Below are 16,250 nucleotides of genomic sequence, written 5' to 3' on the forward strand. Positions count from 1 at the left end.
GCGGGCCCACCCCCTCCCCCCGCCCCCCGGCCCCCCCCCGCGCGGCCCGCCCCCCCGCCCCCCTCCCGGACGCAGAGCATGGAGCAGGTGGACAAGACCGAGAAGTCGGCCCCGCCGACTTCTCGCACACAGCACCGAAGGCCGGTACCCCCAGGGGCACCGGCCTTCTCGGTGTGGACACCTCGGGCTGCGCCCCGTCAGGCGGCGAGCTCCGCATCCTCCGCCCGCTCGTCGGCCGCATCGGCCGCATCGGCCGCCGCCGCCCGCTCCGCCCCCGCCGGGCGGCCCCGCATGACCAGCGTGGCCACCAGCGCCGCCGCGAGCACCCCGATCGCGCTGATCGTGAAGGTGGTCGTCATCGCGCTCGTGAACGCCTCCCGAGCAGTGTGCACGAGCCCGGCGTCCCCCTTCGCGACGGCCAGCGCCCCGGCGATCGAGTGCCTCGCCCCGTCCGGCAGCCCCGCCGGCATCCGGGCGGCGAAACCGCTCGACAGCAGCGAGCCGAGGATCGCGATGCCGAGCGCGGTGCCGGCCTGCTGGATGGTGTCGTTGAGCGCCGAGCCGACGCCCGCCTTCTCCGCCGGGATGGTGCCCATCAGCGCCCCCACCGCGGCCGGCATGGCCAGACCGGCCCCGAGCCCGAGCAGGCCGAGCGCGACCGCCGGAACGGTGAAGCCGCCGTCGGCCGTGACGGTGGTCAGCAGCCCGAAGGCGGCGGCCATCGCGAGCATCCCGGAGAGGATCAGGAGGCGGTTGCCGATCTTCGCGGCGAACTTGGCCCCGGCCCCGTTGCCGATCAGCGCGGCGACGGCGAGCGGCATGAACGCGAGCCCCGCCTTGACCGGCGAGTAGCCCAGCACGAACTGCAGGTACTGGGTGAGGACCAGCAGCAGCCCGCCGTTGCCGATCTGGACGAGCGTCAGCGAGAGCGAGCCGCCGCTGAAGTCGCGGTGCCCGAAGAGGACCAGCGGCACCATCGGCGCGTCGGTGACGTTCTCCCAGACCACGAACCCGACGAGCGCCACCACCGCCACACCCAGGGTGACCAGCGACCGGCCGCCGAAGGCGCCGTGCTGCGGGATCTCGATGATCCACCAGATCAGCGCCGTCATGCCGACCGCGGACAGCACCGCGCCGAGCGGGTCCGGCTTCTGCCACGGCCCCTTGGACTCCGGCATCAGCACGAGACCGGCGAGGATCGCGAGGGCGACGACCGGGACGTTGAGGAAGAAGATCGAGTGCCACGAGAAGTGGTCGATCAGCACACCGCCGAGGACCGGGCTGCCGACGAGGCCGAGCATCGCCACCGACCCCCAGGCCGCCATCGCCTTGCCGCGCTCGTCCTCGTCGAAGACGGTGATGAGGATCGACAGCGTCGACGGCATGATCAGCGCGCCGCCGACCCCCATCGCGACGCGGGAGGCGATCACCTCACCGGGGTTCGTGCAGAAGGTCGCGGCCAGGGACGCCGCGCCGAAGAGCAGCAGGCCGATGATCATGATCTTCCGTCGGCCGAAGCGGTCGCCGAGGCTGCCGGAGGTCAGCAGCAGCCCGGCGAAGACCAGGACGTAGGAGTCGAGGATCCACTGGGTGTCCTGGGCGCTCGCGCCGAGGTCGGCCGTCATCGAGGGCACGGCCACGGTCAGCGCCATGCTGTCGATCACCAGGACCAACGAGCTCAGGCACAGCACGATCAGGATCCACCAGCGGTGCGGGTTGCGGGCCTGCATGAGATCTCCCCTCTCCATGCGCACACCGTTCCTTCGGTGCGCGCTGCGTTCCGTCGCTGCGCACACTGTACGCATCGAGGAACAGTGTGCGCAACTGGCGCTTGCTGTACGCTGAATGCGAACGGTGTACGCAGAAGGGGATGCCGATGGCCGCCAGCACGAACCCGATCCCGTCCGTATGGGCCCGCCGCCGGCGCGAGCCCGACCAGCCCTCGCTCAGCCGGGACGCGATCGTCCGCGAGGCGATCGTGATGCTCGACGCCGAGGGCATCGAGGCGCTGAGCATGCGCAAACTCGCCGCCCGCCTGAACGCCGGCGCGACCTCCCTCTACCGCCACGTCGCGACCAAGGACGAGCTCATGGAGCTCGCGGTCGACGAGGTCTTCGGCGAGATCGTCCTCCCGCCCGCCGACAGCCCCGACTGGCGCGCCGCGGCCACCGAGGCCGCCCAGGCCTTCCGCGCGACGGTGCTGCGCCACCCCTGGCTGTCGTCCGTCCTCGGCCAGGCGGGCCTCGCCTACCTGGGCCCCAACCTGATGTCGTTCGCCGAGCAGCTGACCGTCCTGTTCACCGCCGCCGGGTTCCCCGAGCCGGTCCGGGCGATCGACACCCTGGTCTGCTACACGATCGGCATGGGCACCACGGAGTCGGCCTGGCTCACCACGGTGGCCCGGTCCGGCCAGACGGAGGCCGAGTTCATCGCCCGCCTCATGCCCGCCGCCCAGGAGGCGGCCGACGGCTTCGAGCACCTCGCCGACGCCTACGCGACCGCCGCCGACACCGACCCGGTGACCATCCGCGACAGCAAGTTCGGCTACGGCCTGGAGGTCGTCCTCGACGGCCTGGCCCTGCGCCTGCCCCGCTGATCCGCGGATCCGCCGCCGGTACGCCGCCCGTACGCCACCGGTCCGACACCGATGCGCCGCTCACGCCTGCGCGAAATACGGGCTGGTGCGGGGCGGCGAGCGGGCACAATGGCGTAGTGATGGTCGGCCGTCCGGTACCGGGTGGCCGGGGGTGTGTCGGATGGAGGCCCGGTGAGCGATCTTCCGCGCAAGGCAGTGACCCGCACGGCACGGCTCGCCGCCCTGCCCCTGGGGATAGCCGGCCGCGCCACGCTCGGCCTGGGCAGGCGGATCGGCGGCCGGTCCGCCGAGGTGGTGACGGCCGAGCTGCAACAGGCCACCGCCGACCAGCTGTTCAAGGTGCTCGGCGAACTCAAGGGCGGGGCCATGAAGTTCGGGCAGGTGCTGTCCGTCTTCGAGGCCGCGCTGCCCGAGGAGGTCGCCGGCCCGTACCGGGCGGCGCTCACCAAGCTGCAGGACGCCGCTCCCCCGATGCCCGCCGCCAAGGTGCACACCGCGCTCGCCGAGCGCCTCGGGGCCAACTGGCGTGAGCTGTTCCGGGAGTTCGACGACCGGCCGGCGGCCGCCGCCTCGATCGGCCAGGTGCACCGGGCGGTCTGGCACGACGGCCGACGGGTCGCCGTCAAGGTGCAGTACCCGGGCGCGGGTGACGCGCTGCTCGCGGACCTGTCGCAACTCGGCCGCGTCGCCTGGCTGCTGGGCCCGCTGATCCCGGGGCTGGACATCAAGCCGCTGATCGCCGAGCTGCGCGAGCGGGTCTCCGAGGAGCTCGACTACGAGCTGGAGGCGCAGGCGCAGCGTCGGCACGCCGAGGAGTTCGCCGGCGATCCGGACATCGTGGTGCCGGGTGTGGTGGCGCAGGCGGATCAGGTGCTGGTGACGGAGTGGATGGACGGCACGCCGCTGGCGGAGGTGATCACGGGCGGGAGCCAGGAGGAGCGGGACCGTGCGGGCCGGCTGCTGGCCCGGTTCCTGTTCGCCGGTCCGGCGCGGACGGGGTTGTTGCACGCGGATCCGCATCCGGGCAATTTCCGGTTGTTGAAGGACGACGGTCCGGTGTCGGGGTGGCGGCTGGGGGTGCTGGACTTCGGCACGGTGGACCGGTTGCCGGGTGGGTTGCCGGCGCCGATCGGGGCGTCGCTGCGGATGGCGTTGGCCGGTGATGCGGCGGGTGTGCTGGAGATGCTGCGGGTGGAGGGCTTCGTGAAGCCCTCGATCGAGCTGGATGCGGACGCGGTGCTGGACTACCTGGTGCCGATCATCGAGCCGGCGGCGGTGGATTCGTTCCACTTCACGCGGGCGTGGATGCGGGCGCAGGCGGCGCGGATCGCGGATCCGCGGTCGCCTGCCTACAACCTGGGCAAGCAGTTGAACCTGCCGCCGTCGTACCTGCTGATCCACCGGGTGACGTTGAGCACGATCGGGGTGCTGTGTCAGCTGGGGGCGAAGGCGCCGTTCCGGGCGGAGATGCTGGAGTGGCTGCCGGAGTTCGCCGAGCAGGGGCCGGGTGGCAAGCGGGCCCGCAAGGGCCGCTGAGGGGCCGGGGAAGCCCGGGGCACCGACGAGTCGGAGCCGAGTAGCCAGCAGAACGGCCGCAGGCCGCTCCCCGGGTGCGGGGGGCGGCCTGCGGTGCGACGGGGGTCTGCCGTTCGTCCTTTGCCTGTCCGTGCGCGCCTGCACGCGCGTGGCCGCGCGTGGCCACGGGGCGCGCGCGTCGAACCGGGGCCGGACTACATCAGGGCGACGGCGAGGGCCTTGCGGGCCCGCAGCGAGGCGCGCTCGGCCCGCTGCTTGAGCTTGCGCGCCCGGGCGATGCGCAGGACGAGCCGTTGGTGCTCGGCCTCGTGCAGCCGGTCTTGCATATGGGCGCGGGCCAGGGATTCGTGGAGGAGTTGCATTTCGAGGGTCCTGTTCTGGATCTGAAGTTCGTTGGCCTGTTCGGCGCGGACGGCGGGGTCGATGGCGGCGGTCATGTGGTGGTCCTGCTCGTGGTGCGTCGTCGGGAAGGGGTTGGTGCGGGCCGCGTCGGCCTTGGCGGCGGCGATCCGCACGGAGCGGCGGAGGGAACTGTCCAGTGGGGGCTGTTCTCCCCGGCGGACGGCTCCGGCTCCGAGGTCGGGGCTCACGCCATGACCTCGGTCTTGCGCGGACGGCCACGGGGCCGCTTGCGGGCCACGACGACGCCCTGGACGAAGAGCTCGCCACCCCAGACGCCCCAGGGCTCGCGGCGCTCGAGGGCGCCGGCCAGGCAGGCCTCCTTGACCGGGCAGGTGCCGCAGAGGGACTTCGCGTACTCGACGTCGGCGGGCGTCTCGGCGAAGAAGACCTCGGGGTCGAAGGCGCGGCAGGGGATGGGGAAACCGAGTGCCTCGGCCTGCTCGATCGAGCTGAGCTGCATGGAAAGAACCTCCGGGGGGTCGGCCTGGTCGGCCTTGGTGATCTGGCTTGTCGGCGGTACGGACGGGGTGGGCGGTGTGATGACCGTGGACACTGTCTGCGTCTTCCTCGTCTTCTCAGTGGTTCCGGCCCGGCTGACTGGTGGGGCTGGGCCGGAGGCCCCGGGGGGCCTGGGTGGTCTTGCGTACCGGACAAAACAGAAGGGCCGCGGATCCCGGTGTGACGGGTTCCGCGGCCCTGGAGGTGCCGACCTGAGGTTTCAGGTTCGTTCTCTCCAGGGTTCAGGCCCGCGGAAGGCCCGCATCCGGATGGCCGTGGCGCCGATGAAGGCGGCCATGGCCTGCTTGTTGATCTGCTGCTCGTTCTGCTTCTGGGCGTTTCCGGCACCGATGACCTGCGCATAGCCGCCATGCATGGCTGCGGCTACGACCGCCTTCGGTGCCTGGGTCGGTCGCTCGTCGCGCTCGGAGCGCGGCGTGCCGAACGACGCCCAATCGCGGGACAGACCGGTCTCGACGGAGGCGCCTTCGACGCTCCTGCCGCTCGCGACGCACAGATCAGTGTGTCCGAGACCACTGACAGCGACGGCGGGGACGACGGAGACACCGGTGGTGTCGAGACCCAGACCGGTTCCACCGAGCTCTGCGGGCGCCCACAGGAGGGCATCACGCAGGGAGGCAGCGACAACGGTCCGGCCAGTCATTTTGGTGATCATGATGTTTCCCACTGTCTTCGCCTCCTCTCGGCGTCTCGCGGAGCCGGGTTTCCCCTGCTCCGATGTTCGGATGTCTGTCTTGGTGAAGCTTTGGGCGCGGGAACTCGGCACAGGCGTCACCCCGTGCGTTCGCGTCCCCTTGACCGCTCCGGCAGGCTATTGCGCTCCCGGTACGCCGCGCAAACTATTTTTCACGGCGGTTTTCGCGTCGCGTTTCGCGTCGCGCCGGACGGCGCGTTCCGATGCCCCGCGGGAGTCCCCTGAGCAGTCCCCGTGACCACGCCCGGACCGGCTCACGCCGGTTCGACCGGACCGTCGTCCATGACGCCGTCCGGTTCCTCCTCGGGCTCCTCCCCCGCACACAACGAGAGCACGGCGGCCCCGTACTTGTCCAGCTTCATGGCGCCGACCCCGGAGATCTGGGCCAGTTCCTGGCGGTTCGCGGGCACGTCCTCGGCGATCGCCATGAGCGTCGCGTCGGTGAACACGACGTAGGCGGGGGCGCCCTGCTTCCTGGCCTGCCGGGCGCGCCACTCGCGCAGCCGCTCGTACAGCGCCTCGTCCATGGTGGACGGGCAGCTCTCGCAGCGGCGGAGCTTGCGTTCGACGGCGTCGGTCAGGACGCGCTCGCAGACGCGGCACTTGACCGGTCCGCGGACCTTCCGCCCGGCGGCGCGCTCGCCGAACTCCACGCCCCCGCGCCCGCCCCGCGCGCCGGTGCGGGTGCCGGGGGCGGCGGAGCCGGGGCGCAGCCCGTCGAGGAAGCGGGTGGGCTTGCGGCTGGCGCGGCCGCCCGGGGATCGGGAGAGGGCCCAGGAGAGGGAGAGGTGCTTGCGGGCGCGGGTGACGCCGACGTAGAGGAGGCGGCGCTCCTCCTCGACCTGTTCGTCGGTCTTGGCGTAGATGATCGGCAGGGTGCCCTCGGTGAGGCCGACGAGGTAGACGGCGTCCCATTCGAGGCCCTTGGCGGCGTGCAGGGAGGCGAGGGTGACGCCCTCGACGGCGGGGGCGTGCTGGGCGGCGGCGCGGGCGTCGAGTTCGGCGACGTAGGCGGCGAGGTCCGCGCCCAGTCCTTCGGCGGTGCGGGTGCGCTCGAACTCCTCGGCGAGCCGGACGAGGGCGGCGAGGGACTCCCAGCGGTCGCGGACGGCGCCGGAGCCGGCGGGCGGTTCGGGGGTGAAGCCGCGGCTGGCGAGGACGGCGCGGACCTGGCCGGCCAGGTCGGGGGCGCCGGCGGTGAGGGGGTCGGCGGCGGCGCGGGCGGCGCCGCGCAGCAGGACGCCGGCGTCGCGGACCTCGGGGCGTTCGAAGAACCGCTCGGCGCCCTTGAGCTGGTAGGGGACGCCGAGGTCGGCGAGGGCCTGTTCGTAGACCTCGGACTGGCCGTTGGTGCGGAAGAGGACGGCGACCTCGCTGGCGCGGACGCCGGTGGCGAGGAGGTCCTTGATGCGGCGGGCGGTGGTCTCGGCCTCGGTGGGCTCGTCCTCGTACTCGGTGTAGCCGGGTTCGGGGCCGGCTTCGCGCTGGGAGACGAGTTCGAGGCGGTGGCGGGCGGCCTCGCCGCGGGCCTGGGCGAGGAGTCCGTTGGCGAGGTGGACGACCTGGGGGGTGGAGCGGTAGTCGCGCACGAGCTTGACGACGGTGGCCTCGGGGTGGCGGCTGCGGAAGTTCAGCAGGTAGTCGGGGGTGGCGCCGGTGAAGGAGTAGATGGTCTGGCTGGCGTCGCCGACGACGCAGAGGCTGGCGCCGCCGCCGGGGCCGGTCCACTGGTCGAGGAGGCGCTGCTGGAGCGGGGAGACGTCCTGGTACTCGTCGACGGTGAAGTGCCGGTACTGGGCGCGGACCTGGTCGGCGATGTCGGGGCGGTCCTCCAGGATGGCGGCGGTGAGCAGGAGGACGTCCTCGAAGTCGATGACGCCGCGGCGGCTCTTGGCCTCCTCGTAGACGCGGTAGACCTGGGCGGTCTCGGCGGGGTCGCGGGGGGCGTCGCGGCCGGACTTCTGGACGGCGGCGGGGTAGTCGTCGGGGCCGATCTGGGTGACCTTGGCCCATTCGATCTCGGCGGTGAGGTCGCGCAGTTCGGTGCGCTGGACGCGCAGGCCGCAGCGGCCGGCGGATTCGGCGACGAGCTGGATCTTGCGTTCGAGCAGCTGCGGGACGGGGCCGCCGACGGCGCGGGGCCAGAAGTACTGGAGCTGGCGCAGGGCGGCGGAGTGGAAGGTGCGGGCCTGGACGCCGTCGGCGCCGAGCTGGCGCAGGCGCCCGCGCATCTCGCCGGCGGCGCGGGCGGTGAAGGTGACGGCGAGGACCTGCTGGGGCTGGTAGACGCCGCTGCGCACGCCGTAGGCGATGCGGTGGGTGATGGCGCGGGTCTTGCCCGTGCCGGCGCCGGCGAGGACGCAGACGGGCCCGTGCAGGGCGGTGGCGACGGCGCGCTGTTCGGGGTCGAGGCCGGCGAGCACGGCGTCGGGGCCGGCGTCGCGGGCCGCCGCCGCGGGGTCGGTCCAGAGGTCGCCGGGGCCGCCGCTCAAGAGGTCTTCCTGCATGCGTTCCATCCTCTCAGCCCGGTGGGACAACCGGGGCCGGGTTGTCCACAGGCCCGGTGTGATCGCAGGATGATCGCTCTGCCTCTCCGCGACGCGGCGGCCTCCCGGGCGCGGCGGCCGCGGCCCTTCCGGGACGCGGCGGCCGGAATGCCCGCCGCGCGTCGGACGTTGCGTCCGGAGAACCAGAGACCGTCCGCCCCCTCCCCGAAGGAGTCCCCCCGATGTCCGGCACCGTCACGATGTACAGCACGACCTGGTGTGGGTACTGCAATCGACTCAAGAGCCAGCTGGACCGTGAAGGCATCGGCTACACCGAGATCAACATCGAGGAGGACCCGGCGTCGGCGTCCTTCGTCGAGTCGGTGAACAACGGCAACCAGACGGTCCCGACGGTGCTGGTGACGCCGGCGGGCGGCGGCGAGCGGGTGGTCATGACCAACCCGAGCCTGCTGCAGGTCAAGAAGGCCCTCGCGGCCTGATCCGGGCCCGGCGGCCGGGCCCCGGCGCGCGTCTCAGGGCGCGTCGGCCGGGGCCTGGTCGACGGGCGTCGCGGGCGCGGGCAGCGTGGTGCGCGCGCCGAGGTCGCCGACGCCGTAGACGAGCCGGCAGCGGTCGGCCGAGTAGCGGGTCTCGATGACCCGCACCGGCCCGCGCCGGTCGTAGGTGACGCGGGTCTGCACCATGAGCGGCACGCCGGGGCCGCCCTGGAACCACTGGGCCTCCTCCGGTCCCGGCATCCGGGCCACGAGGTGGTCGACGGCGCCGATCTCGGTGCGGCCGAGGGCCGCGAGGACGGCCTCGTCCCCGCCCTCGACGGCGTCGGGCTCCATCAGCGGGGTGCCGGCGGCGAGCCCGGCCCGGTAGTGGCTCTCCTCGATCGAGTACGGCTCGCGGTCCAGCGTGCGCAGCTGGCGGCGCACGACGATGGCCTCGCCGGGGCGCAGTCCGAGGCGTTCGGCGATGTCGACGCGGGCGCGGACGATCATCATCTCGAAGTCGGTGCCGAGTTCGCGGCCGGCGTCGGCGGCCTCGCCGAGGTAGACGGCGGTGGGGACGGCGAGGCAGTCGCGCGGGGCGGTGGGCAGCGCGGGGCCGTAGGCGCGGTGGTCGAGGACGGGGTGTTCGCGCAGGTAGGTGCCCTTGCCCTGGAGGCGGACGAGCCGGCCTTCGTTGACGAGGACGTCGACGGCGAGGCGGACGGTGTTGCGGGCGACTCCGTACTGGCGTTCCAGTTCGCTCTCGACCGGGAGGGCGGCGTCGGCGGTGAACTCGCCCTCGGCGATGCGGCGGCGCAGGTCGGCGGCGAGGCGCTGGTATTTGGGGGATTGGGCGGTGCCCCGGGGGATTGTCACCCGAGTGAATGTAGCGAGCGCGGTGACGCGGTTTCAGCCGTTTCCGGCAATGTCGTCCGCGCGGGTCGGCGGTGCGCGCCGGGCGGTGGGCGGCCTGGGCGGGTACGGCCCGTCCGGTCACGAACATCCGGAGGGTGCGGCTTCCGAAAGGGATCGAAATCGGAAAAGGGGGCGCACGGCATGTGCCGCGCGCCCCCTTTTCTTGAGCTTTCCCGGGCGTTCCCGAACTCTCCCGGGCCTTCCCGGGCTTTCCGGGAGCGCCCGGGAGCGGATTACCAGCGTGCCGCGGACGGCAGCGGTTCGCCGTACCAGAGCTCGACGAGGTGGCGCGCGATCGAGATCCCCGAGGGCGGCAGGATCTCCCCCGCCTCCATGCCGGCCCGCAGCTCCTCGCGCGAGAACCAGCGCGCCTCGGCGAGCTCCTCGCCGTCCACCGTGATCTCGGTGCCGCCGGGCAGCGCCTTGCCGGTGAAGCCGAGCATCAGGCTGGACGGGAACGGCCAGGGCTGGCTGGCGACGTACCGCACCTCGCCGACCCGCACGCCGGCCTCCTCGTGGACCTCGCGGGCGACGGCCTGCTCGATCGACTCCCCCGGCTCGACGAAGCCGGCCAGGGTGGACCAGCGGCCCTCGGGCCACAGCGCCTGGCGGCCGAGCAGGCAGCGGTCCTGCTCGTCGGTGATCACCATGATCACCGCCGGGTCGGTGCGCGGGTAGTGCTCGGCCGCGCAGGAGGTGCAGCGCCGCACGTGCCCGGCGCCGGCCTTCTCGGTCGGGTGGCCGCAGCGCGAGCAGAAGCTGTGCAGGCGGTGCCAGTGCTCCAGGGCGACGGCGTGCACCAGCAGCCCCGCGTCGCGGTCGGACAGCAGCGAGCCGACCTCGCGCAGCCCGGCCGGACGGGCGTCGCCGTCCAGGCGCCCGGGCAGGCTCTCGCCGGCCAGCGCGAAGTAGGAGACGCCGTCGTCGTCGGTGCCGAGGAAGTACCGGTCGCCGGTCTGCGGCGCCTCGAAGGAGGGCAGCAGGACCAGCTCGGTGCCCCCGGCGGTGTCGACGACGAAGGCCTCGCCGCCCGCGATCGGCAGCACCCGGGTGTTCGGGTGGCTCCAGGCCGCGGCGAGCCAGGGCTCGTCGAAGCGGTGCTCGGCCGCCCGGTCCACTCCGGCCCGGGCCAGTGCCAGGTACAGGGGGCGTTCGGTCTCAGGCACGGTGCTCACGTCGTTCCATCCCCACGTGGTGCATCAGGTGAATCATCCGGATGAGTGATCTGACTGCCGGGGCGGGCCCGGTGGGCCCGCACCCGTTCCTGCGCTCGCTCACGCGCCCGCCTCGCCGCGCCCGTTCACGCGCCGGGCCGGAAGTTCTCGGCCAGGTCGCCCCACAGGTAGGCGGCGGTCTCCACGCCCTTGGCCAGCAGGTCGAGTTCGACCTTCTCGTTGACCGAGTGCCAGCCGTCGGAGGGCACCGAGATGCCGAGGAACAGCACCGGCGCGCCGAGCACGTCCTGGAGGTCGGCGGCGGGGCCGGAGCCGCCCTCGCGGGTGAAGAGGACCTTCTGCTCGAAGGCCCGGCCCATCGCGCGGACGACGGACTGCAGCGCCGGGTGGTCCAGCGGCGTCAGGCAGGGCCGGGTCGCGCCGGGGAAGACCAGCTCGTAGCGGATGCCCGCGGGCACCTGCTCGGCCACCCACGCGCGCACGGCCTCCCGGACCTTCTCCACCTCCTGCCCGGCCACCAGCCGGAAGGAGAGCTTGAGGTGCGCGGACGCCGGGACGATGGTCTTGCCGCCGGGGCCGGTGTAGCCGCCCCAGATGCCGTTGACCTCGGCGGTCGGGCGGGCCCAGATCCGCTCCAGGGTGGAGTAGCCGGCCTCGCCGCGCGTGCCGGAGGACTTGGCGACCGCCAGCCACTGCTCCTCGTCGAAGGGCAGTTCGGCGAACAGCGCGCGCTCGCGCTCGGTCAGCTCGATCACGCCGTCGTAGAAGCCGGGCACGGCGACCCGCCGGTCGCCGTCGTGCAGGGCGGCGGCCAGCTCGGCCGCGACCTGCGCCGGGTTGGGCACGGCGCCGCCGAAGGAGCCGGAGTGGATGTCGGTGTCCGGCCCGTACAGGTCGATCTGGGCGTCGGCCAGGCCGCGCATGCCGGTGCAGACGGTCGGCGTGGTCCGCGACCACATGCCGGTGTCCGAGATGATCACCACGTCGGCGGCCAGCCGCTCGGCCTCGCGCCGGACCAGGGCCGGGAAGTGCGGCGAGCCGGACTCCTCCTCGCCCTCGATCAGCAGCTTGAGGTTGACGGCCGGCGCGGTGCGCCCGGTGGCGGCCAGGTGGGCCCGCACGCCGAGGGCGTGGAAGAACACCTGCCCCTTGTCGTCGGCCGCGCCGCGCGCGAACATCCGCCCGTCGACGACGGTCGGCTCGAACGGGTCGGTGTCCCAGCCGTCCTCCTTCGCGGCCGGCTGGACGTCGTGGTGCCCGTAGACCAGGACGGTCGGGGCGGACGAGTCGCCCGAGGGCCATTCGGCGAACACCGCCGGCAGGCCGTCCGTCTCCCAGACCTCCGCCACCGGGAAGCCGGTGTCGCGCAGCTTGGCGGCCAGCCACTCGGCGGAGCGCCGCACGTCCCCGGCGCGGGCCGGGTCGGCGGAGACCGACGGGATGCGCAGCCAGTCGGACAGGTCGGCCAGGAAGGCGGACCGGTGCTGGTCGATGTAGGAGCGGACGGCGCTGTCCGGGGTTCTCGTCATACCGACGACTGTAGTTCGCCCGTGCGGGTGCCCGCCCCGGCCGTCCGGCTGCCGGGCCCGAAGGGGGCTGTAACGTCCGTCACCCCGCCCGCCGTGGCGCGGCGGGCGGGGTGACGGACGGTTGCCGTGGGCGGGTGACGGGCGGGTGACGGGCGGGTCGCGCGGGCTCAGCCGCTGCGGCGCAGCAGGGTGATCCGCGAGCGGGTGAGCAGGGTGGCGAGGCCGACGGCGATGATCGGCAGGCCGATCACGAGGAGGCCGACGTTGCCCCACGGGACGATCACCAGGGAGCGGTTGGCCATCTCCTCGGGGCTGATGCCGGGGTAGGGCTCGACCGCGCCGAGGACCTTGCGCAGGGCGACGGCGGGGACGGCTCCGCAGACGATGCCGAGGAGGGTGCCCATGGCGGCGATGACGCCGCACTGGAAGCCGGAGAGCGTGCGCCGGATCCGGGGTGTGGCGCCGACGGCGGCGAGGGTGGTGAGGTCGCGCTGGGAGTCGGCGGCGGCGAGTCCGGTGGCGATGCCGGCGGCGCCGAGGGCGACGAGGGCGGCGAAGCCGGCCAGGCCGAGGCTGATGAGGTCGCCCTTGGGCTGGTAGCCGCGTTCGACCGAGAACTCGGTGTGGTCGGCGAGTTTGCCGATGGCACCGGCGGCCTTCTGCTCGGCGCCGTCGCTGGGTGCGGTGGCGGGCAGCCAGACGGAGCCCCCGTCCACGACGCCGAGGCCGAGGCGGCGGGCGGTGTCGGGGCTGATGACGGCGATGCCGGTCTGGATGGGCGAGTTGGCGAGGTAGGCGTCGATGGTGGTCTCGTGCCGGCGCTTGCGGTCCTCTTCCTCCGAGGGGACGTAGGGGGCGGACTTGGTGCCGGCGGCGGGCAGCGGCATCGGGTCGTTGGTCTGGAGGATCAGTTTGCCGTCCTTGATGTAGCGCGGGTCGAGGACGACGGCCTTCCCGTCGGCGAGGGCCTGGACGGCGGCCGGGTCGGTGATGCCGTGCAGGTTGCGCAGCATGGTGGCGTCACCGGCGCCGATGCCGCCGTAGACGGAGGTGCCGCGTCGGCCGGCGTTGAACTGGCAGCGCTTGTCGTCGTGGCGCAGCCGCTTGATCTCGTCGGAGGAGAGGCTGCCGTGGTCGTCCTCCAGGGGGCAGCGGAGGTCCTTGGGCAGGAGGGGAGAGATCCATCCGCAGGTGCCCTGGTGTTCCCCGCAGCCGGCGGGGTAGGTGAGCTTCTTGACGTCGGCGCGCGGGCCGAGGTCGGGGACGCTGGATTCGACGGCGTCGCGCATCCGGGGCAGGAGGGAGCCGTCGGAGGCGGCGCCCCAGCCGGTGCCGAGGAGGACCGCGCCGGCGGGGGCGGAGGCCTCGTAGCCGCGGCGGTTCTGTTCGTCGGTGCTGGCGGCGTAGATGGACACGGCGACGGAGCCGGCGACGGCGGCCATGACGGCGGCGACGGCGGGGGCGGTGCGGCCGCGGTGGCGCACCGAGTCGCGCAGGGCGAGGCGGGGGCCGAGCGGCAGCCAGCGGCCGGTGCGGCCGAAGAGGCCGACGAGGTAGGGCACCAGGGCGACCATCCCGAGTTCGGCGATCATCGAGCCGCCGAGGACGGCGATGGTGCGGCTGGCGATGCCGCTGGCGGCGCCGAGCAGGGCGAGGGCGGTGCCGCCGCCGAGCATGAGGAGGCCGAGGAGGGCGAGCCAGCGGTTGGGCGGCTTGAGGGAGTCGCGGCCGGTGAGTGCGGAGACGACCTCCTGGCGGGCGGCCTGGACGGCCGGGACGATGGCCGCGAGCAGGCCGGTGACGACGCCGATGAGCAGGACCCCGGCGAGGTCGAGCGGCTGGAGGGCGAAGTGCCCGAAGCGGTGGCCGGCGTAGTCCTCGGCGCGGGTGCGCAGGAGGGCGACGAGGCCGATGCCGACGGCGAGGCCGGCCGCGGCGCCGGTGGTGCCGAGGACGACGCCGCCGCCGAGGACGACGGCGCGGATCTGGGCGCGGTCACCGCCGCCGGCGGCGATCAGGCCGAGCTGCCGCCGGGAGCGCCTGGCCCCGACGGCGAAGGCGGGGCCCGCGAGGAGCACGATCTCCAGGAGGGCCATGCCGACGACGGTGCCGAGGATGACGATGGCGGTGCGGTCGAGGAGCGCGGGTCCGGTGCCGTTGTTCTGGTCGGCGTAGAAGGGGACGGCGGCGCGCGGCGGCGGGTCGAGGAGGACGGCGCGGGAGGCGGCGGTGAAGCCGTACTTGTTGAGTTCGGTGACCTTGGGCCAGTCGAGCACGGTGCCGGCGGGCATCTTGACGAGCCAGTTGCCGCCCGTGCGCGGGGTCGCGCCGGGGAGTTTGGCGAGTGGTTCGACGAGTTCCCCGGGGCGGGCGACGAGGGTGGTGGCGCTGAGGTCGCCGGGGTACTCGACGACGCCGGTGATGGTGAAGGGGGTGGCGTCGAGGCCGCGGACGGTGGTGGTGGCGCCGAGCCCCAGGCCGGAGCGGTCGAGGAAGGTGCGGGTCACGGCGATCTCGCGGGGGGCGCTCGGTGCGCGGCCCCCGACGATGTTGATCTTGCCGCGCCAGACGGGGTCGGTGAGGTCGGCCTCGGTCGTGTCGACGGAGATGAGGCCCTCGGCGCTGCTGGTGGCGGTGTAGGACCCCATGCGCTCGGGGACGAGGGTGGTGCCGGCGGGCAGGAGGGCGCCGGCGAGTGCGGCGGGGTCGGTGTCGCGGCTGCGCTGCTGTTCGGGCGTGAGGTCGGGTGCGCCCGCCTTGGTGGCGACGGGCTGCTCGAAGCTGCTGCCCTCGCTGGGGTCGGGGGCCTGCTTGATCGTCACGCCGCCTTCGAGGAAGCGCAGTTCCGCGTCGGACCGGCCCATCAGGCGGGTGGCGCGTTCGGCGGGGCTGAGCTGGGCGCTGCGGTAGACGACGTCGGCGCCGGTGACGCCGAGGACGGGCAGGGCGACCATGGCGACCACGAGGGCGCTGCGGCCCTTGGCGCGCAGGGCGTCGCGGCGGGCTATGCGCAGGGCGACCCGCCAGGAGCTGAACTTCACTCCTCCCCCTGGCGCTTGGCGTTGGTGGCGGCGCTGACGAGCAGGCTGCCGGCGTCCTGGCTGATGCTCTCGTCGACCATGCGGCCGTCGCGCAGGAAGACGACGCGGTCGGCCCAGGCGGCGTGGCGGGCCTCGTGGGTGACCATCATGGCGGCGGCGCCGGCGTCGCAGCGGGCGCGCAGGACGGCGAGGACGGCCTCGCCGGTGGTGGAGTCGAGGGCGCCGGTGGGTTCGTCGGCGAGGACGAGGCGGCGGTCGCCGATGAGGGCGCGGGCGATGGCGACGCGCTGCTGCTGGCCGCCGGACATGTCGTCAGGGAAGCGGTCGGCGAGCTCGGGGATGCCGAGCTCCTCCAGCGCGGCGAGGGCCTCGCGGCGGGCGGCGCGGGCGGAGAGGCCGTCCAGTTCGCGCGGGAGGGAGATGTTCTCGGCGGCGGTGAGGGCCGGGATCAGGTTGTAGTCCTGGAAGACGTAGCCGACGGAGCGGCGGCGGACCTCGGCGAGGCGCTTGCGGCTCAGGCCGCCGAGGGCGACGCCCTCGACGAGGACCTGGCCGCCGGTCGGGGTGTCGAGGCCGCCGGCGAGGGTGAGCAGGGTCGACTTGCCGGAGCCGGACGGGCCCATGACGGCGACGAACTCGCCGGGATTGACCCGCAGGTCGATCTGGCGCAGGGCGTGCACCTCTGCTGCGCCCTGGCCGTGCACCCGGCTGATGCCGTCCAGGTGCAGGACGGGCCGGACGCCGGTGCTGGTCGGGTCTGTGTAGGACACGGTCCCCCCTCTTGCTGGTTGTGGGCCCGGTCGCGGCCGGGCCGGTGGATCGGTGACGTCGGTGGGGCCCCGGCGGGCCGGGGCCGCGCG

Annotated in this window: 13 protein-coding genes; 3 read left to right on the top strand and 10 right to left on the bottom strand. The window is 73.7% G+C overall.

Annotation, left to right across the window (positions count from 1 at the left end; all coding sequences use genetic code 11):
• Positions 1-197: 197 nt before the first annotated feature.
• On the bottom strand, positions 198-1,748 hold the full coding sequence (locus ACFXDE_RS38015) for an MFS transporter (RefSeq protein WP_380498912.1): 1,551 nt from the start codon (positions 1,746-1,748) through the stop codon (positions 198-200).
• 128 nt (positions 1,749-1,876) lie between these two features.
• Here ACFXDE_RS38015 and ACFXDE_RS38020 point away from each other — a divergent pair, with 128 nt between their 5' ends.
• Together ACFXDE_RS38020 and ACFXDE_RS38025 are read left to right on the top strand one after the other, a co-directional pair.
• The gene (locus ACFXDE_RS38020; RefSeq protein WP_380498913.1) at positions 1,877-2,596 is read left to right on the top strand and encodes a TetR/AcrR family transcriptional regulator C-terminal domain-containing protein; all 720 of its coding nucleotides are present in this window, start codon (positions 1,877-1,879) and stop codon (positions 2,594-2,596) included.
• Positions 2,597-2,767: 171 nt separating this feature from the next.
• Complete coding sequence (locus tag ACFXDE_RS38025) at positions 2,768-4,132, top strand: ABC1 kinase family protein (RefSeq protein ID WP_380498914.1); 1,365 nt, start codon at positions 2,768-2,770, stop codon at positions 4,130-4,132.
• A 194-nt stretch (positions 4,133-4,326) separates the two neighbouring features.
• On the opposite strand, the gene ACFXDE_RS38030 is transcribed toward ACFXDE_RS38025, so the two are convergent.
• The 4 genes from ACFXDE_RS38030 to ACFXDE_RS38045 all read right to left on the bottom strand — a co-directional run bounded on the left by ACFXDE_RS38030 (position 4,327) and on the right by ACFXDE_RS38045 (position 8,170).
• On the bottom strand, positions 4,327-4,569 hold the full coding sequence (locus ACFXDE_RS38030) for a hypothetical protein (RefSeq protein WP_359966313.1): 243 nt from the start codon (positions 4,567-4,569) through the stop codon (positions 4,327-4,329).
• 149 nt (positions 4,570-4,718) lie between these two features.
• Positions 4,719-5,087 carry a WhiB family transcriptional regulator gene (locus tag ACFXDE_RS38035; RefSeq protein ID WP_380498915.1) on the bottom strand — a complete coding sequence of 123 codons (369 nt, stop codon included), beginning with the start codon at positions 5,085-5,087 and terminating at the stop codon, positions 4,719-4,721.
• A 165-nt stretch (positions 5,088-5,252) separates the two neighbouring features.
• Positions 5,253-5,708, bottom strand: coding sequence for a hypothetical protein (locus tag ACFXDE_RS38040; protein ID WP_380498916.1), 456 nt, complete (start codon positions 5,706-5,708; stop codon positions 5,253-5,255).
• 293 nt (positions 5,709-6,001) lie between these two features.
• Positions 6,002-8,170: an ATP-dependent DNA helicase UvrD2 gene (locus ACFXDE_RS38045; RefSeq protein ID WP_380438282.1), complete on the bottom strand. Its 2,169-nt coding sequence runs from the start codon at positions 8,168-8,170 to the stop codon at positions 6,002-6,004.
• A gap of 305 nt (positions 8,171-8,475) precedes the next feature.
• On the opposite strand from ACFXDE_RS38045, the gene ACFXDE_RS38050 reads away from it, so the two are divergent.
• Positions 8,476-8,733 carry a mycoredoxin gene (locus ACFXDE_RS38050; protein ID WP_329928084.1) on the top strand — a complete coding sequence of 86 codons (258 nt, stop codon included), beginning with the start codon at positions 8,476-8,478 and terminating at the stop codon, positions 8,731-8,733.
• Positions 8,734-8,766: 33 nt separating this feature from the next.
• On the opposite strand, the gene ACFXDE_RS38055 is transcribed toward ACFXDE_RS38050, so the two are convergent.
• From ACFXDE_RS38055 to ACFXDE_RS38075, 5 genes are all read right to left on the bottom strand, one after another.
• Entirely contained in the window at positions 8,767-9,606 is an 840-nt protein-coding gene (locus tag ACFXDE_RS38055; RefSeq protein WP_380438266.1) for a GntR family transcriptional regulator, read from the bottom strand.
• Positions 9,607-9,878: 272 nt separating this feature from the next.
• The gene (nudC, locus tag ACFXDE_RS38060; RefSeq protein ID WP_380498917.1) at positions 9,879-10,820 is read right to left on the bottom strand and encodes an NAD(+) diphosphatase; all 942 of its coding nucleotides are present in this window, start codon (positions 10,818-10,820) and stop codon (positions 9,879-9,881) included.
• Between the two features lie 125 nt (positions 10,821-10,945).
• Positions 10,946-12,349: a dipeptidase gene (locus tag ACFXDE_RS38065; protein ID WP_380498918.1), complete on the bottom strand. Its 1,404-nt coding sequence runs from the start codon at positions 12,347-12,349 to the stop codon at positions 10,946-10,948.
• A gap of 167 nt (positions 12,350-12,516) precedes the next feature.
• Positions 12,517-15,390: an FtsX-like permease family protein gene (locus tag ACFXDE_RS38070; protein WP_380498919.1), complete on the bottom strand. Its 2,874-nt coding sequence runs from the start codon at positions 15,388-15,390 to the stop codon at positions 12,517-12,519.
• Positions 15,387-16,160, bottom strand: a complete 774-nt coding sequence (locus ACFXDE_RS38075) for an ABC transporter ATP-binding protein (protein ID WP_380438257.1) — start codon at positions 16,158-16,160, stop codon at positions 15,387-15,389. The genes ACFXDE_RS38070 and ACFXDE_RS38075 overlap by 4 nt, the downstream gene beginning before the upstream one ends.
• Positions 16,161-16,250 lie beyond the last annotated feature (90 nt).

The sequence above is a fragment of the Kitasatospora sp. NPDC059408 genome (genome assembly GCF_042751525.1).
Classification (GTDB): domain Bacteria; phylum Actinomycetota; class Actinomycetes; order Streptomycetales; family Streptomycetaceae; genus Kitasatospora.

Coding starts and splice junctions, on each gene's coding strand:
- ACFXDE_RS38020 (WP_380498913.1), top strand. CDS start 1,877: ATGGCCGCCAGCACGAACCCGATCCCGTCCGTATGGGCCCGCCGCCGG.
- ACFXDE_RS38065 (WP_380498918.1), bottom strand. CDS start 12,349: ATGACGAGAACCCCGGACAGCGCCGTCCGCTCCTACATCGACCAGCAC.
- ACFXDE_RS38015 (WP_380498912.1), bottom strand. CDS start 1,748: ATGGAGAGGGGAGATCTCATGCAGGCCCGCAACCCGCACCGCTGGTGG.
- ACFXDE_RS38030 (WP_359966313.1), bottom strand. CDS start 4,569: ATGACCGCCGCCATCGACCCCGCCGTCCGCGCCGAACAGGCCAACGAA.
- ACFXDE_RS38040 (WP_380498916.1), bottom strand. CDS start 5,708: ATGATCACCAAAATGACTGGCCGGACCGTTGTCGCTGCCTCCCTGCGT.
- ACFXDE_RS38050 (WP_329928084.1), top strand. CDS start 8,476: ATGTCCGGCACCGTCACGATGTACAGCACGACCTGGTGTGGGTACTGC.